The sequence below is a fragment of the Pseudomonas sp. JE3303 genome (genome assembly GCF_056312565.1).
In genome coordinates this window covers 12,287-28,405 of sequence record NZ_JBWGIF010000005.1, presented here as the reverse complement: position 1 = coordinate 28,405, position 16,119 = coordinate 12,287, and the positions used below count along the sequence as shown (strand labels likewise).

Genomic DNA, 16,119 nt, shown 5'->3' with positions numbered 1-16,119 from the left:
GACAACTGGCAGTGCCTGCGGTTGCAGGCCGGTTTTCATTATAGGCACAGCCTGCGGCGCTGGTGGCCTCAGGCCAGTTCAATCGCGAAAATGCTAGCTGCGGGCGTCAAGATCCAGATGCAGGTTGTCGATCAGCCGTGTGCTGCCCAGGAAAGCCGCGGCCAGGATCACCAGGTCGCGGTCTTCGGCGGTGGCCGGGCGCAGGCTCAGCGCCTGGCGCACTTCCAGGTAATCCGGGCGCAGTCCGGCCGCGGCCAGCCGCTGCTGGCCAGCTGCGATCAGTGCTGGGTAATCGCGCTCGCCGTTGCCGATGGCCTCGCCCATCTGGCGCAGCACCTGGTAGACCACCGGCGCGATGGCCCGTTGCTCTGCTGTCAGGTAGCCGTTGCGCGACGACAGCGCCAGGCCATCGTCGGCGCGCACGGTGGGCTCGCCAATGATCTGGATCGGCATGTTCAGGTCGCGCACCAGGGCGCGGATCACCGCCAGTTGCTGGAAATCTTTCTGCCCGAATACCGCAAGGTCAGGTTGGACCATGTTGAACAGCTTGCTGACGACTGTTGCCACGCCCTCGAAATGCCCAGGGCGACTGGCGCCACACAGGCCTTCGGAAAGTTGCGGCACGCTGACGCGGGTCTGTCCACCCATGCCGTGGGGATACATCTCGTCCACGGTGGGGGCGAACAGCAGGTGGCAGCCGGCCTGCAGCAGCCGTTCCTGATCGGCCGCCAGGGTGCGGGGATAACTGGCGAGGTCTTCGTTGGCACCGAACTGCAACGGATTGACGAAGATGCTGGCGACCACGAAATCCACGCGTTGGCAGGCCTTGGTGACCAGCGCCGCGTGGCCGCTGTGCAAGTTGCCCATGGTCGGCACGAAGCCGATGCGCTTGCCTTCGCTACGGGCGCGCGCAACGGCGGCGCGCAGTTCGCGGACGGTCTTGACTGTGTTCATGCGCTGAATCCGTGTTCGCTACCGGGGAAACTGACGTCCTTGACCGCGCCGACATAGGCGCGCAGGGCACTCTGGATGTCGGGCTGGCCGACCATGAAGTTCTTCACGAACTTGGGCACCCTGCCGGTGAGGGACAGGCCAAGCATGTCGTGCAGTACCAGGACCTGGCCGTCGGTGGCGCTGCCCGCCCCGATGCCGATCACCGGGATACCCACGGCCTGGGTAATTTCAGCGGCCAGCTCGCTGGGCACGCATTCGAGCAGCAGCATGGCCGCGCCTGCCTGCTCCAGGGCAATGGCATCGGCGCGCATCTGCCGGGCCTGGGCTTCCTGGCGGCCTTGCACCTTGTAGCCGCCGAGCACGTTGACCGTCTGCGGCGTCAGGCCCATGTGCGCGCAGACTGGCACGCCCCGTTCTGCCAGCAGGCGAATGGTCTCGCCCAGCCAGGCGGCGCCTTCCAGCTTGATCATGTGTGCGCCGGCCTGCATCAGCGTGGCGCAGTTGGCGAAGGCTTGCTCGGGGGTGGCATGGGCCATGAACGGCAGGTCGGCAAGAATCAGCGCACCCTCGTTGCCGCGTTTCACGCAGGCGGTGTGGTAGGCCATTTCGGTGGTAGTGACCGGCAGTGTGCTGTCATGGCCCTGCAGGACCATGCCCAGTGAGTCACCCACCAACAGCACGTCCACGCCCGCCTGGCTGGCGGCCTTGGCAAAAGTCGCGTCGTAGCAGGTCAGCATGGTGATTTTTTCACCCTTGGCCTTCAAGCCATGGAGGGTGGTCAGGGTTACATCAGGCATGTGAAAAATCCTCTTCAGGCGCTGTGAACAACTGCGTGCAACGCGTGTATTCATCGGCTGGAACAGCACATCATCGAGCGTGGTGTTTGGGTACAGACCTGTTCCAGTCCTGGCTACGCCTCAGGTGGCACATCGAAGCCACGGGAGGCCTATAGTCGTGAGGGAGGGGGGCGAAGTCAATGACCCAGGCGGCGCATTGTTACAGGCAAGTGTTACCGGCGTTACCGCCCGCTGAAACGCCTGGTCTACAGGCGTTCAAGGCCGACAAATGGGCAGTCCGCCAGCAACTGGGCGAGGCTGCTCCGGTCGGCCAGGCAAAAGTCTGGCGGCACCAGCTCGGCCAAGGGATAGAGCACGAAGGGGCGGGCCTGCATGTGGTAATGCGGGACCTTGAGGCGGGGCACGTCGATGACCTGGTCGCCATAGAGCAGGATGTCCAGGTCGAGGGTGCGGGGCCCCCAGCGCTCCTTGCGCTCGCGTCCCTGGGCAGCCTCGATGGCCTGCAGGGCATCGAGCAGGGGCAGGGGCGCAAGCTCGGTATCGAGGGCGGCCACGGCGTTGGTGTAACGCGGCTGGCCGGGCGATAGCGAGTCGCTGGCATAGAAGGACGACACGCCGGCCAGGCTGCTGCGCTCGATCTGATCGAGGGCCTGCAGGGCGCAGCGCAGTTGATCGGCAGGGTCGGCCAGGTTGCTGCCCAGGCCGATATACACGCGTGTCGCCATGCCTTAGTCCAACTGCTCGTCGCTGCGCTTGCGCTTGCTGGCGCTGCTGCTGCGCTTGCGTTTGCGCGGGGCGGCACTGGTGCCTTCATCGCGGCTGCCCAGCTCGCGAATCATGTCGCGGCGCTCGCTGTCGTTGGCTTCCTGGTAATCGGTCCACCATTGGCCCAGCTCGTCGGTCTGTTCACCCGCGCTTTCCCGCAGCAGCAGGAAATCGTAGCCGGCGCGGAAGCGTGGGTTGTCGAGCAACAGGTCGGCGCGCTTGCCGCTGCGGCGTGGCAGGCGTTCCTGCATGTCCCAGATCTCGCGGATCGGCAGGGTGAAGCGCTTGGGTACCGCGATGCGCTGGCACTGCTCGGCGATCAGCTGATGGGCCGCTTCGTTCATGGCCGGGATCGGCGGCATGCCCTGGCTCTGCAGGCGCAGCGCGCGGGCGGGCAGGGCGGGCCAGAGCAGGGCGGCGAACAGGAAGGCCGGGGTTACCGGCTTGCCCTGCTTGACGCGCAGGTCGGTATTGGCCAGGGCCTGGCTGATCAGGGTGTGGGTGTAGCTCGGCTGCTCTTCCAGGGCCTGGGCACTGGCCGGGAACAGCGGGTCGAACAGGTGCAGGTCGACCAGCATTTCGAAGGTCAGCGCGGCCTGGCCGGAGAGGAACAGCTTGAGGCTCTCCTCGAACAGGCGCGCCGCGGGGATCTCGCGCAGCATGGGCGCCAGGTCGCGGATCGGCTGTACCGTGTGCTTCTCGATGCCGAAGTTGAGCTTGGCGGCGAAGCGCACGGCACGCAGCATGCGCACAGGGTCTTCCTGGTACCGCTGGACCGGGTCGCCGATCAGGCGGATCAGGCGGTTGCGGATGTCATGGACGCCATTGGCGAAGTCCAGAATGCGCTCGCTGACCGGATCGTAGTACAGGGCGTTGATGGTGAAGTCGCGGCGTTGCGCGTCTTCCTCAAGGGTGCCGTATACGTTGTCACGCAGGATGCGACCGCTCTCGTTGCGCGACGAGCGGTGGCTTTCGACCTGCTCTTCCTCGGCTTCGGGATGGTTGGCGCGGAAGGTGGCGACTTCAATGATGTCGCGGCCGAAATGCACATGCACGAGCTTGAAGCGGCGGCCGATGATCCGCGCGTTGCGGAATTCGCCGCGGATCTGCTCGGGGGTCGCGCTGGTGGCAACGTCAAAGTCCTTGGGCGCGATGCCCAGGAGCTGGTCGCGCACGCAGCCGCCGACCAGGTAGGCCTGGTAACCGGCGTTTTGCAGGCGCTCGACGATGCTCACCGCGTGACGGCTGAACTGGCTGCGCTGCAGCGAGTGTTGAGCACTGTTGATCACTTCAGGCGTGGTGCGCATGTGGTGCTGGCCACGGATGGGAGGACGGAACGACTGGAACAGCTTCTTCAGCATGGGATGCACTGTTTGAAGGAATGTTCGGCCAACGATGACAGAATGGCCGCATGATGGGCGGGGATTCTAGCATTTACTCGGGGAATGGTGTAGGCGGTAGCGTCGGAGCGCTGACGAGAGAAACTACAAGGGGAGCCGAAGCTCCCCAAGAAGTAGTTGCGTGCTCTTATTGTTTTTCTGCTGGGCTTCTTGTTTTTGTTGAGTGCCCTGTCCAAAAGTCTTGAAGCTTGTGGACGACTCCCAATTCGGGAGTGAAGAGCAAACGGATTGCTTTGGTCGCTGATGTCGAGCTGATCCTTAGATCCATCCAGTACAGGTGCTGCTTTTTAGTGCAGTTTTTGTTGTTCTCTGCCTGGCTGTGGGGCTAGCCCCAAACACAAGTCCTCTCCAAAAGAATCAGTTAGCTGCGCCTCCGCCGTCTTGTATTTGTTATGCGTGAGCCGTTTCGTCTTGTTCTTGTTCTGTTTTGCTGTGCTTGTTGTTGTTCTTGTACCAGAACATATAGCAGGTGCCGTGCCAACTTTGTCAGGCCTAGCAAAATCAGGGGGTTGGGCGGTTGAGAGGGCCTGGAAGGGGGCGGGAACGGCATGGATTCGTTACCGTAAACCCCGCCATTTGTTACGCCGTGTCAGCTGGGTAACAGATTTTTGCAGTTGTGGGCTCCCACTGGGGAGCCGCGGTCATTCGCTGGTCGCGCCGCTCTTGCGGCGTGGAATGCCCAGGCGCTGGCGGCGCTCCCACAGGCATTTGCGGCTGACGCCCAGCTTGCGGGCCAGCTCGGTTTCGGTCATGTGATCCTGGTGCTCGAGCACGAAATGCTGGAAGTAATCCTCCAGCGACAGGTCCTCGGTGGGTTCGTGGCTCGCACTGGTGGCACCATTGCCGGCGCTCGCTGGCAGGCTGGCGAAGCCTTCGTCGTCTTCCAGGTCGCTCAGCTCGATGTCGATGCCCAGCAGCTCGGCGGAAATCTCCGGGCTCTCGCTGAGAATGACCGCGCGCTCGACGGCGTTTTCGAGCTCGCGCACGTTGCCCGGCCAGCTGTAGTGACGGATCGCCTGCTCGGCATCGTGGGAAAAGCGCAGGTCGTCGCGGCTGATACGCGCGCTCTGGCGAGCGAGGAATGCATTGGCGATCTCGTTCACGTCCGGCCCGCGTTCGCGCAGCGCCGGCAGCTTGAGGGCAATCACGTGCAGGCGGTAATAAAGGTCTTCACGGAACTGCCCGATCTTGGCGAGGTTCTTCAGGTCGCGGTGAGTCGCAGCGATCAGGCGCACGTCGACCTTCTGCGACTGTACCGAACCCACCCGGCGGATCTCGCCTTCCTGCAGCACCCGCAGCAGGCGGGCCTGGGCCTCGAGCGGCAACTCGCCGATCTCGTCGAGGAACAGTGTGCCGCCATCGGCGGCCTCGACCAGTCCGGCACGCCCGGCGCTGGCGCCGGTGAAGGCACCTTTCTCGTGGCCGAACAGTTCCGATTCGATCAGGGTCTCGGGAATCGCCGCGCAGTTGACCGAGATCATCGGGGCCTTGGCCCGTCGCGACAGGTTGTGCAGCGCACGGGCGACCAGCTCCTTGCCGGTGCCGGACTCGCCCTGGATCAGGACATTGGAGTCGGTGGGCGCGACCTTGCGGATCTTGCTGTAGAGGTCCTGCATGGGCGGGCAGGAGCCGATGATGCCGATCTCGCCATTGGCAGCGTTACTGGCGCCCTTGTCTGCGCTGGCCGCCTTGCCGTTGGCGCGCGCCTCGGGGGCGGCGGCGGGGGCGCGCGGCCGGTCGCGAAGGATACGCGCCACGGCCTGGAGCATCTCGTCATGATCGAACGGCTTGGCGATGTAGTCGACCGCGCCCATCTTCATGGAGTCGACCGCCGAACGCAGGCTGGCATAGCTGGTCATGATCAGCACGGGGATGCCCTGGCCGAGCTTGATCAGCTCGGTGCCCGGTGCGCCGGGCAGGCGCAGGTCACTGACGATCAGGTCAAAGGTGGCAATGCTGAAGCGTTCCTGGGCTTCCTGCACCGAGCCGGCTTCGCTGACCTGGTACTGGTTCCGCTCGAGCAGGCGACGCAAGGCCGAGCGGATGATGGTTTCGTCTTCGACGATCAGAATATGCGGCATTGATTCAATTCTCTCGACGGTCTCGAATGTCAGGGGACGTCGCTACGACATGCCTGGGCAAGGTCACGCGGATCCGGGTGCCACGCTGGCGCTGAAGGTCGGCCGGGCTGTCGATGGTGATCTGTCCATAATGCTCTTCCACGATGGAATAGACCAGAGCAAGCCCAAGACCGGTACCTTCGCCTGGATCCTTGGTGGTGAAGAAGGGTTCGAACAGGCGGTCCATGATGTTTTTCGGGATCCCGCTGCCCTCGTCCTCGACCACCAGGTCGACGGTGTGCTCGCTGGTCTCGCTGCGCACGCGCACGGCGCTGCCGGGCGGCGACGCATCGCGGGCGTTGGACAGCAGGTTGATGAGCACCTGTGCCAGGCGCTGTGGATCGCCCTCGACCCAGTGGTCGGGGTCGCACAGGTTGAAAAACTGTACTTCGAAATTGCGCCGGTTCAACGCCAGCAGACCGATGGCGTCCTGCGCCACTTCGGCCAGGCAGACAGGCTCTTCGCTGTTCTGGTGGCTGCCCCCTGCATGGGCGAAGCTCATCAGTGACTGCACGATGCGCGAGACGCGCTTGGTCTGTTCGAGGATCTGGCTGCTGAGCTCGGTGATCTCGCCGTCACCCTCGCGTTCTTCGCGCAGGTTCTGCGCCAGGCACGCGATGCCGGTGATGGGGTTGCCGATCTCGTGAGCCACCCCGGCGGCCAGGCGGCCGATACTTGCCAGCCGCTCGGAGTGCACGAGCTTGTCTTCAAGGGCCTGGGTTTCGGTCAGGTCCTCGACCAGCAGCACCAGGCCGCTGTTGCCCGGGGCCAGCGGTTCGTCGATGGCGGCCTTGTGCAGGTTGAGCCAGCGGGTCTGGCCATCCAGGCCCAGGCGCTGCTTGTGCAAATGCTCGTCCGGCACGTTGATGAAGCCCAGCAGCATCCCGCGCCAGGGCTCACCGATGGTGGTCAGGCGTGAACCGACCACGTGCTTGGCGGCGATGCCGGTCAGCTCCTCCATGGCCTTGTTCCACATCAGGATCTCCTGGTCCTTCGCCAGGGAACACACACCCATCGGCAATTCCTGCAAGGTCTGGCGATGGTAGCGGCGCAGGGCATCGAGCTCGGCGGCGAGGCCGGTCAGGCGCGAGTGGTAGTCTTCGAGGCGGCTTTCGATGAAGTGGATGTCCTCGGTGACGTAGTTTTCGCTGGCAGACTTGTAGGGCAGGAAAGTCTCGACCATGTCCTGGGCCACGCTCGGTCCCATCAGGCCGGAGAGGTTGGCTTCGATCCGGTCGCGCAGCCGGCGCAAGGCATAGGGGCGGCGCTCGTCGAATGGCAGGTAGAGGTCGCGCAGGGCCTGCTCGACTTCCTTCTGGGCAGCCTTGGCACCCAATGGCTTGGCCAGCTGGGTGGCGAATTCCTGGGGCGATGCGGCATGCAGCTCGCGGCGTTGCGGGCGGCGCACGTTGTCCACGGCGCACGCTTCGGCGGCGCTCACTTCCTCGCTGCTGGCATTGGTGAACAACGAGATCAGGGTGAACAGCAGCACGTTGGCCGCGAGCGAGGCGATGGCGCCCATGTGCCAGCTGGTGTCGTCCAGCACGTAGATCATGTTGAACAGCGGGATGTAGAAGCCCTGCAGGTTGCCGATCAGCGGCAGCAGCATGGTCACCATCCATACCAGGATCCCGGCGAGCAGGCCCGCGATGAAGCCGCGCCGGTTGGCGGTCGGCCAGTACAGCACCGACAGCACGCCCGGGAGGAACTGCAAGGTGGCGACAAAGGCGACGATGCCAAGGTTTGCCAGGCTCTGGTGGGTATTCTGGGTCAGGTAGAAGACGAACCCGGCGGCGATGATGGCGACGATCAGGGCGCGGCGTGTCCATTTCAGCCAGCGGTAGATGTTGCCTTCGGCCGGTGGCTGGTACAGCGGCAGCACCAGATGGTTGAGGGCCATGCCCGACAGCGCCAGGGTCGTGACGATGATCAGCCCGCTGGACGCCGACAGCCCGCCTATATAGGCGAGCATGGCGAGGGCCTTGCTGTTCGCAGCGATGCCCAGGCCGAGCGTGAAGTACTCGGGATTGGTGCTGGCGCCCATGCGCAAGCCGGCCCAGAGGATCAGCGGCACGGCCAGGCTCATCAGCAGCAGGAACAGCGGCAGCCCCCAGCTGGCGCTGACCAGCGCGCGCGGGTTGAGGTTTTCGGTGAACGCCATGTGGTACATGTGCGGCATGACGATGGCCGAGGCGAAGAAGACCAGCAGCAGCGTGCGCCAGGGGCCTTCCTGCAATGGCGTGTGCAGCGCGGCCAGGGCGGTCTGGTTCTGCAGCAGCCAGATCTCCAGCTGGTGCGGGCCGCCGAACACGCCGTACAGGGCGTACAGGCCGATGCCGCCCAGGGCCAGCAGCTTGATCACCGACTCGAAGGCGATCGCGAACACCAGCCCTTCGTGTTTCTCACGCGTGGCGATATGGCGCGAGCCGAAGAAGATGGTGAACAGCGTGATCAGTGCGCAGAACGCCAGCGCTACCCGCGCCTTGACGGGCTCGCCGGTAAGGATACTGATCGAGTCGGCCACGGCCTGGATCTGCAGCGCCAGCAGTGGCAGCACGCCGATCAGCATGAATATCGTGGTCAGCGCGCCGGCCCAGGTACTGCGGAACCGGAACGCCAGCAGGTCGGCCAGTGACGACAACTGGTAGGTCCGGGTGATCTTGAGGATCGGGTAGAGCAGCACCGGTGCCAGCAGGAATGCCCCGGAAACACCCAGGTAACAGGCGAGGAACCCATAGCCGTACTGGTAGGCCAGCCCTACCGAGCCGTAGAACGCCCAGGCACTGGCGTAGACGCCCAGCGACAGGGTGTAGGTCAGCGGGTGGCGGATGATCGAGCGCGGGATCAGGCCGCGTTCGCTGACCCAGGCCACGCCGAACAGCACCAGCAGGTAGGCGGCGCTGATCAGGATCATCTGGGTCAGGCTAAAGCTCATCGGCATCACGTTGGCTCTGCAGGATAAAGGTCACGACGATCAGGATCAGCCAGAGCAGATAGGGGCGATACCACGCACCGGTCGGTTCGATCCACCAGTCCATGATGGCCGGGGAGAACAGGTAGATCCCCACGACCAGTAGCAGGACCAAACGATAGATGTACATGCTGGCCTCGAAGTCAGGGCGCTGCGGTTTGGACTTATTATTGGCTTGAATAGCCGGGGGGATGCTAGCGGGAATCGGCAGGATTAGCCAAGGGGTTGAATTTATTGGGCTTCTGATTTGTGATCGAGGTTGCCTGTTGGGGCCTCTTCGCTGCGGTTCGGCGCTCCGACAAGCCAGCTCCCACAGGTACAGCGTTGACCTCAAGGGCGGCGCCGTATCCCGTGGGAGCTGGCTTGCCAGCGAAGAGGCCCTTACTGCCTCAGCGCAAATCAGCCTCTGGCACCGTAGTCCTGCGCGCGATCGCCTCCGGCCGCCAGCGCTCGCGAGCCACGGCCAGCACCTGTGCTGGTGTCGCCTCCAGCAGCTGGGGGCTGGTTTCCTGCCCCAGCGCGCGCAGCGCCCGGAGCAACAACGGCGTAGCCTGGTCATGCGCCAGCGGCGGTGAGCGGTACGACTTGCCGAGCTTGTGCCCATCCGGCTGGGTGATCAGCGGGATATGCAGGTAACGCGGCTGGGAAAACCCCAGCAGCTCCTGCAGGTAAAGCTGGCGCGGGGTGTTGTCCAGCAAGTCGGCGCCGCGCACGATATCGGTGACCCCCTGCCAGGCATCGTCCAGCACCACCGCCAGCTGATAGGCATACAACCCATCGCGCCGCTGGATCACGAAATCACCCACCTCCCGGCCAAGGTGCTGCTCGAAGCGGCCCTGGACCCGGTCGTCGAAGTGATAGCTCAGCTCCGGTACCCGCAGGCGGATCGCTGCGCCATCACGGGAGTGCCCGGCATTGCGGCAGAAACCGGGATAGATGCCGTTGTAGTCCTCCAGCTGCTTGCGCGAGCACGTGCAGGCATACGCCAGCCCCTGGCGGAACAGACGCTCGACCACGTCGGCATAGGCATCGTGGCGCTGGCTTTGATAGACCACCTCGCCGTCCCACTCCAGGGCGTAGCGCTCGAGGGTCTGCAGGATCGCATCACGCGCCCCGGGCGCCTCGCGCGGTGGGTCGATGTCTTCCATGCGCAGCAGCCAGCGTCCACCCACTGCGCGGGCGTCGAGCCAGGAAGCGAGGGCGGCGACCAGCGAGCCGAAATGCAGGAAACCGCTAGGGGTAGGGGCAAAGCGCCCGATGTAACCGGACTCGTTCATGGGCTGCAGCAACCATCGGTAGGAATGAAGCATTCACTGGAAACGAAACGGGGCGCTCAAGGCGCCCCGTTCAGGTGGAATCAGGATCAGGCCTTGCCGACCTGCTTCTCCTTGATTTCGGCCAAGGTCTTGCAGTCATAGCACAGGTCCGCGGTGGGACGCGCTTCCAGGCGGCGAATGCCGATCTCGACGCCACAGCTTTCACACCAGCCGTAGTCTTCGTCCTGGATGAGTTGCAGGGTCTTGTCGATCTTCTTGATCAGCTTGCGCTCGCGATCGCGGTTGCGCAGTTCGAGGGCGAATTCTTCTTCCTGGCTGGCACGGTCGGCCGGGTCGGGGAAGTTGGCTGCCTCGTCCTTCATGTGGTCCACAGTCTGGTCCACGCTTTCCATCAACTCCTTCTTCCAGCCATTGAGCAGCTTGATGAAGTGCTCACGCATGGGTGCACCCATGTACTCCTCGCCCTTGGTTTCCTTATAAGGTTCGAAACCGCGAACGAGTTGACTGGTTTGTTGCTTTTCTTGGGTGGACATGAATAGACCGCCTCTCACTCATCTGATCCATTACGCAGGCTGCTCCATCTCCGGCGACCGCCGGCCCTGCGACTGCGAGCCGCCGAACTTAGCAGATAGTCTCGGGGTACGCCACCCCGCCCGTCTCAACGAGTTGACAACGCCCGACGGCTCACGTTCAGCGCTATGCGCAGGTAGAATCAACAGTTTAGTCCCAATTGAGAGAAGGCCCATGGCTCAGCCCTACAGCGCGCGCAGTCGCGCCATCGAACCCTTCCATGTCATGGCGTTGCTGGCGCGGGCCAATGAGTTGCAGGCGGCGGGTCATGATGTGATCCACCTCGAGATCGGCGAACCGGATTTCACCACCGCGGCCCCGATCGTCGCGGCAGGGCAGGCAGCGCTGGCCGCCGGGCACACCCGTTACACCGCGGCGCGCGGCCTGCCGGCGCTGCGCGAGGCGATCGCGGGGTTCTATGGGCAACGCTATGGGCTGTCGATCGACCCCGATCGTATCCTCGTCACTCCCGGCGGTTCCGGGGCCTTGCTGCTGGCCAGCAGCCTGCTGGTCGACCCGGGCAAGCACTGGTTGCTGGCCGACCCTGGGTATCCGTGCAACCGGCATTTCCTGCGTCTGGTCGAAGGCGGCGCGCAGCTGGTGCCGGTAGGGCCGCAGGACAACTATCAGCTGAACGCCGGGCTGGTCGACCGCTATTGGAACCAGGACAGCGTTGGCGCCCTGGTCGCCTCGCCAGCCAATCCGACGGGTACCGTGCTCGACCGTGATGCGCTGGCGGGCCTGTCAGCAGCGACGCGCGCCCACGGTGGGCACCTAGTTGTCGACGAGATCTACCACGGCCTGACCTACGGCATGGAGGCGCCGAGCGTGCTGGAGGTGGACGACCAGGCCTTTGTCCTCAATAGTTTTTCAAAGTATTTCGGCATGACCGGATGGCGGCTTGGCTGGCTCGTGGCGCCCCCGGCTGCGGTGGCTGATCTCGAGAAGCTCGCGCAGAACCTCTACATCAGTGCGCCGAGCATGGCCCAACATGCTGCCTTGGCGTGCTTCGAGCCTGAAACGCTGGATATTCTGGAACAGCGCCGCGGCGAGTTCGCCCGCCGCCGTGACTACCTGCTGCCTGCCTTGCGCGAGCTGGGGTTCCGCATTGCCGTCGAGCCCCAGGGCGCCTTCTATCTGTATGCAGACATCAGTGCGTTTGGCGGCGATGCCTTTGCCTTCTGCCGCCACTTCCTGGAAACCGAGCACGTGGCGATCACCCCGGGCCTGGACTTCGGCCGCCACCAGGCCTCCCATCATGTTCGCTTTGCCTACACGCAAAGCCTCGAACGATTGGAAGAGGCGGTGCAGCGCATTGCCCGTGGACTGCGGAGCTGGCAAGGCTGATGGCTGTTTTTCCCGAGCTGGAACAGGCGCGCCTGCTGCGCCGCTACAAACGTTTCCTGGCCGACATCGAACTGGCCACCGGCGAGCAGCTGACCATCCACTGCCCCAACACTGGCTCGATGCTCAATTGCATGCGCGAAGGCGGGCAGGTGTGGTTCAGCCGCTCCAATGATCCCAAGCGCAAGCTCCCGGGTACCTGGGAGATCAGCGAGACACCACAGGGGCGCCTTGCCTGCGTCAACACCGGGCGGGCCAATGGGCTGGTCGAAGAGGCGTTGCGCGCTGGCCGGATCAGCGAGCTGGCCGGCTTTACCGCGCTCAGGCGCGAGGTGGTGTACGGACAGGAAGGCAGCCGCATCGACTTTCGCCTGGAATTTCCAGAAGGCCCGGCCTACATCGAGGTCAAGAGCGTGACGCTGGGGTATCCGGACACGCCGATCGCGGCGTTCCCCGACGCCGTGACCCGGCGCGGCGCCAAGCACCTGCGCGAGCTGGCGGCGCTGGCACGCGAGGGCATACGGGCGGTGCAGCTATATTGCGTGAACCTGACGGGGGTCGAGGCCGTGCGCCCGGCCGACGAGATCGACTCGGCCTACGCCGATGCATTGCGTGCTGCCGTGGCTGATGGTGTCGAAGTACTCGCCTATGGCACCCACCTGGACGCTGGGGAAATCTACATCGACCGGCCGCTGCCGGTGCTGCTCATGTCTTGAGCCAGATACCCTGGCTGTCTTCCAGGCAGTCAAGGGCCTCTAGCTGCTCGCCTTCGCAGGGACCGGCCACACACTCGCCGGACTCGATGACAAAGAGCGCACCATGGTGCGCGCATTGGATCAGGCTGGCGCTGTCGTCGAGCAAGGCATCGGGGTTGTCTTCCCAGCTCAGGGGAATGCCACGGTGCGGGCAGCGATTGCGGTAGAGATGGACTTGCCCCTGGCGGCGCACGCCAAACAGGGACATCCCCTGCGCGGTAAAGGCGCGGCTCTGGTTTTCGGCCAGCTCGCGGGAGGAACACAGGAAATACAAGTGGGACATGGTGTTGAGTATCGAGGGGGAAGTGTCGGAACGAAGGCTTGACGCGGCAATGCGAATAATTATCAAATTTCCGCGATTGCTGCGTCCGGCTGTCTATAGTGCGCAGTCCCACCGTACACCACAAGGCGTGCGGTCTGTCTTCTGCAAAGGAATTCGATGATGCGTCGTCCTGCTGCCTTGCTGTCCCTGTGCGCCGGTCTCGTTCTTGCCTCCCAGGCTCTGGCCGCCGACGTTCCGCAGCGCTGGGTCAGCGCGGGTGGGGCACTCAGTGAATGGATCAGCGCCCTGGACGGCGAACCCCGCCTGGTGGGTGTCGACACTACCAGTCAGCATCCCGCGTCGCTGGAAGCCCTGCCAAGCATAGGCTACCAGCGCCAGCTGTCTGCCGAGGGCATTCTGAGTCTGCGTCCGGATGTGCTGGTCGGTACCGAGGAAATGGGTCCACCGCCGGTGCTGGCGCAGATCCGCGCGGCAGGTGTGCAGGTGGAGCTGTTCTCCAGCAAGGCCCAAGTCGATGCCGTGGAGCAGAACCTCACGCATCTGGGCGCCTTGCTGGGCAGCGAGCAGAAGGCCGCCCAGCTGGCTGCCGATTACCGCCAGCAGCTGGAGGCACTGCACTCGCAGCTCGAACCTTTGAAGCACAAGTCCCCAGGCGTCCTGCTGCTGGTGGGTCACGGCGGTGCCAAGCCGATGATCGCAGGCAAGGGCACCGCAGGTGACTGGCTGCTGCAACAGGCCGGTGCGCGCAACCTCGCTGACAATCAGGGTTACAAGAACTTCTCGGCCGAAGCGCTGGCGGCGCTCGATCCGGACGTGCTGGTGGTGGCCGACCGCAGCCTCGAGGGCGAGCAGGCCCTGCAGGCGCTGCTGAAGGAAAACCCCGCCTTGGCGGCATCGCGTGCGGTCAAGACCAAGCGGGTAGTGCCGCTGGATCCGACGCTGCTGGTCGGGGGGCTTGGTCCGCGTCTGCCCGGTGCCTTGCATGAGCTGGCGCGTGCCTTCTATCCGTCGGCGCAGGCCAGCCTCTCTCCATGAAACGTCTGGTTGCGCCGCGTACGCTGTTCATTGCCCTGACCCTGCTGTGCCTGTTGGCGGTCTGGCTGTCCCTGGCCCTGGGGCCAGTCAGCCTGCCGCTGTTCGACACCCTGCGCGCCGGCCTGCGCCTGCTGGGGGTACCGATCGCTGCCGACGGGCTGGAGCAGGCCGAACTGATCCTTGGGCAGATTCGCCTGCCCCGGACTCTGCTTGGCCTGGGCGTCGGTGCGGTGCTGGCGCTATCGGGTGTCGCCATGCAGGGTCTGTTTCGCAATCCGCTGGCCGATCCCGGACTGGTCGGGGTTGCCAGTGGAGCAGCGCTGGGCGCGGCGGTGGCCATTGTCGGCGGCAGCTGGATGGGAGGTATCCCGGAGTGGTTCGCGCCATACCTGCTGTCTGCTTGCGCGTTTGCCGGCGGGCTGGGCGTGACCGCACTGGTCTACCGGCTAGGGCGGCGTGACGGCCAGACCAATGTCGCGACCATGCTGCTGGCCGGCATCGCCCTGACGGCGTTGGCAGGCTCCGCAGTCGGCCTGTTTACCTATCTCGCCGATGACGCCACCCTGCGCACCCTGACGTTCTGGAACCTCGGCAGTCTCAATGGCGCCAGCTACCAGCGGCTGTGGCCGCTGCTGATCGTGGTGTTGGTGGTGATGCTGTGGCTGCCGCGCCGTGCCAAGGCCCTCAATGCCCTGTTGCTGGGCGAATCGGAAGCGCGCCACCTGGGTGTCGAGGTCGAATCGCTCAAGCGCGAACTGGTGTTCTGCACCGCGCTGGGCGTTGGCGCCGCCGTGGCCGCCGCCGGGCTCATCGGCTTCATCGGCCTGGTGGTGCCGCATCTGGTACGGCTGCTGGCCGGGCCGGATCATCGCGTGCTGCTGCCCGCCTCGTTGCTGGCCGGTGGTGCGCTGCTGCTGTTCGCCGACCTGATCGCGCGGCTTGCGCTGGCACCGGCGGAACTGCCGATCGGGATCGTCACTGCGTTCATCGGGGCGCCGTTCTTCCTGTTCCTGTTGATCCGGGGGCGCAGCTGATGCTCGAAGTCCAAGGCCTGCACCTCGACCGTGGCGGCGTGACGGTGCTGCACGATATCAACCTGGGCCTGGCGCCTGGACAGGTGCTGGGTGTGCTCGGGCCCAATGGCGCTGGCAAGAGCAGCCTGCTGGGCGCGCTGTGTGGCGAGCTGACGCCGGGCCGGGGCGAAGTCCGGCTGCAAGGGCGCAGCCTGGCGGACTGGCCGGGCCAGGAGCGCGCGCAGCGCCTGGCGGTGCTGCCGCAGGTGTCGAGCCTGGGCTTCGCTTTTCGGGTCGAGGAGGTGGTGGGGCTCGGACGCCTGCCACATGACACCGGCCAGCAGTGCGACCAGCAGATCATCGGGGCGGCGCTGCGGGCCGCCGATGCCAGCCATCTGGCTGATCGCAGCTACCTGGCGCTGTCTGGCGGGGAGCGCCAGCGAGTGCACCTGGCCCGGGTACTGGCGCAGCTCTGGCCGGGCGAGGAGGGCGCGACGCTGTTGCTTGACGAGCCAACCTCCATGCTCGATCCGCTGCACCAGCACACCACCCTGCAGGCCGTCCGCGCCTTCGCCGATCGCGGTGCGGCGGTGCTGGTGATCCTGCATGACCTGAACCTGGCTGCGCGCTACTGCGACCGGATACTGTTGCTTGAGCAGGGGCGCTGCCACACCATCGGGACGCCGCGAAAGGTGCTGCGGCCTGATGCATTGAAGGCAGTGTTCGGGATCGAAGTGCTGGTGCAGGAGCATCCCGAGCGGGGGCATCCGTTGATTATTGCGAGGTAAGCAGGGGGCTACCGGGGGCTACTGCACGCAAAAAAAAGACCCGGCAA

The 16,119-nt window shown here is 64.8% G+C and carries 15 protein-coding genes; 5 read left to right on the top strand and 10 right to left on the bottom strand.

The genetic code is table 11. The annotated features are described in order from the left end of the window. Positions 1–93 precede the first annotated feature (93 nt). The 9 genes from panC to dksA all read right to left on the bottom strand — a co-directional run bounded on the left by panC (position 94) and on the right by dksA (position 10,817). Positions 94–954 carry a pantoate--beta-alanine ligase gene (gene panC / locus AC0ZZU_RS08490; RefSeq protein ID WP_476340064.1) on the bottom strand — a complete coding sequence of 287 codons (861 nt, stop codon included), beginning with the start codon at positions 952–954 and terminating at the stop codon, positions 94–96. Next, positions 951–1,751: a 3-methyl-2-oxobutanoate hydroxymethyltransferase gene (gene panB / locus AC0ZZU_RS08485; RefSeq protein ID WP_476340063.1), complete on the bottom strand. Its 801-nt coding sequence runs from the start codon at positions 1,749–1,751 to the stop codon at positions 951–953. Before panB ends, panC begins: the two co-directional genes overlap by 4 nt. Positions 1,752–1,996: 245 nt before the next feature. Beyond that, complete coding sequence (folK, locus tag AC0ZZU_RS08480; RefSeq protein WP_476340061.1) at positions 1,997–2,476, bottom strand: 2-amino-4-hydroxy-6-hydroxymethyldihydropteridine diphosphokinase; 480 nt, start codon at positions 2,474–2,476, stop codon at positions 1,997–1,999. 3 nt (positions 2,477–2,479) lie between these two features. Continuing rightward, positions 2,480–3,877 (bottom strand): polynucleotide adenylyltransferase PcnB, encoded by a 1,398-nt coding sequence (locus AC0ZZU_RS08475; RefSeq protein WP_476340060.1) that lies wholly within the window; start codon positions 3,875–3,877, stop codon positions 2,480–2,482. Positions 3,878–4,557: 680 nt separating this feature from the next. Continuing rightward, positions 4,558–5,997 (bottom strand): sigma-54-dependent transcriptional regulator, encoded by a 1,440-nt coding sequence (locus AC0ZZU_RS08470; RefSeq protein ID WP_476340059.1) that lies wholly within the window; start codon positions 5,995–5,997, stop codon positions 4,558–4,560. 4 nt (positions 5,998–6,001) lie between these two features. Continuing rightward, complete coding sequence (locus tag AC0ZZU_RS08465; RefSeq protein ID WP_476340058.1) at positions 6,002–8,977, bottom strand: sensor histidine kinase; 2,976 nt, start codon at positions 8,975–8,977, stop codon at positions 6,002–6,004. Further along, a complete protein-coding gene (locus tag AC0ZZU_RS08460; protein ID WP_003250005.1) occupies positions 8,961–9,137 on the bottom strand; it encodes a hypothetical protein in 177 nt (58 codons plus the stop codon). The genes AC0ZZU_RS08465 and AC0ZZU_RS08460 overlap by 17 nt, the downstream gene beginning before the upstream one ends. A 259-nt stretch (positions 9,138–9,396) precedes the next feature. Then, positions 9,397–10,284 carry a tRNA glutamyl-Q(34) synthetase GluQRS gene (gene gluQRS / locus AC0ZZU_RS08455; protein WP_476340057.1) on the bottom strand — a complete coding sequence of 296 codons (888 nt, stop codon included), beginning with the start codon at positions 10,282–10,284 and terminating at the stop codon, positions 9,397–9,399. Between the two features lie 86 nt (positions 10,285–10,370). After that, the gene (gene dksA / locus AC0ZZU_RS08450) at positions 10,371–10,817 is read right to left on the bottom strand and encodes an RNA polymerase-binding protein DksA (RefSeq protein ID WP_476340056.1); all 447 of its coding nucleotides are present in this window, start codon (positions 10,815–10,817) and stop codon (positions 10,371–10,373) included. 211 nt (positions 10,818–11,028) lie between these two features. Here dksA and AC0ZZU_RS08445 point away from each other — a divergent pair, with 211 nt between their 5' ends. Continuing rightward, positions 11,029–12,201 carry a pyridoxal phosphate-dependent aminotransferase gene (locus AC0ZZU_RS08445; protein WP_476340055.1) on the top strand — a complete coding sequence of 391 codons (1,173 nt, stop codon included), beginning with the start codon at positions 11,029–11,031 and terminating at the stop codon, positions 12,199–12,201. Then, positions 12,201–12,914 carry a DNA/RNA nuclease SfsA gene (gene sfsA / locus AC0ZZU_RS08440; protein ID WP_476340054.1) on the top strand — a complete coding sequence of 238 codons (714 nt, stop codon included), beginning with the start codon at positions 12,201–12,203 and terminating at the stop codon, positions 12,912–12,914. Before AC0ZZU_RS08445 ends, sfsA begins: the two co-directional genes overlap by 1 nt. Here the strand turns inward: sfsA and AC0ZZU_RS08435 are convergent. Further along, the gene (locus AC0ZZU_RS08435; RefSeq protein ID WP_476340334.1) at positions 12,904–13,227 is read right to left on the bottom strand and encodes a Rieske (2Fe-2S) protein; all 324 of its coding nucleotides are present in this window, start codon (positions 13,225–13,227) and stop codon (positions 12,904–12,906) included. The two genes, sfsA and AC0ZZU_RS08435, sit on opposite strands and share 11 nt — an antisense overlap. Positions 13,228–13,392: 165 nt before the next feature. On the opposite strand from AC0ZZU_RS08435, the gene AC0ZZU_RS08430 reads away from it, so the two are divergent. The 3 genes from AC0ZZU_RS08430 to AC0ZZU_RS08420 are packed head-to-tail and all read left to right on the top strand — an operon-like array spanning position 13,393 to position 16,072. Next, positions 13,393–14,271 carry a heme/hemin ABC transporter substrate-binding protein gene (locus AC0ZZU_RS08430; RefSeq protein ID WP_476340053.1) on the top strand — a complete coding sequence of 293 codons (879 nt, stop codon included), beginning with the start codon at positions 13,393–13,395 and terminating at the stop codon, positions 14,269–14,271. Positions 14,272–14,321: 50 nt separating this feature from the next. Then, positions 14,322–15,305 carry a FecCD family ABC transporter permease gene (locus AC0ZZU_RS08425; protein ID WP_476340333.1) on the top strand — a complete coding sequence of 328 codons (984 nt, stop codon included), beginning with the start codon at positions 14,322–14,324 and terminating at the stop codon, positions 15,303–15,305. Continuing rightward, on the top strand, positions 15,305–16,072 hold the full coding sequence (locus AC0ZZU_RS08420) for a heme ABC transporter ATP-binding protein (protein ID WP_476340052.1): 768 nt from the start codon (positions 15,305–15,307) through the stop codon (positions 16,070–16,072). Before AC0ZZU_RS08425 ends, AC0ZZU_RS08420 begins: the two co-directional genes overlap by 1 nt. Positions 16,073–16,119: the final 47 nt, after the last annotated feature.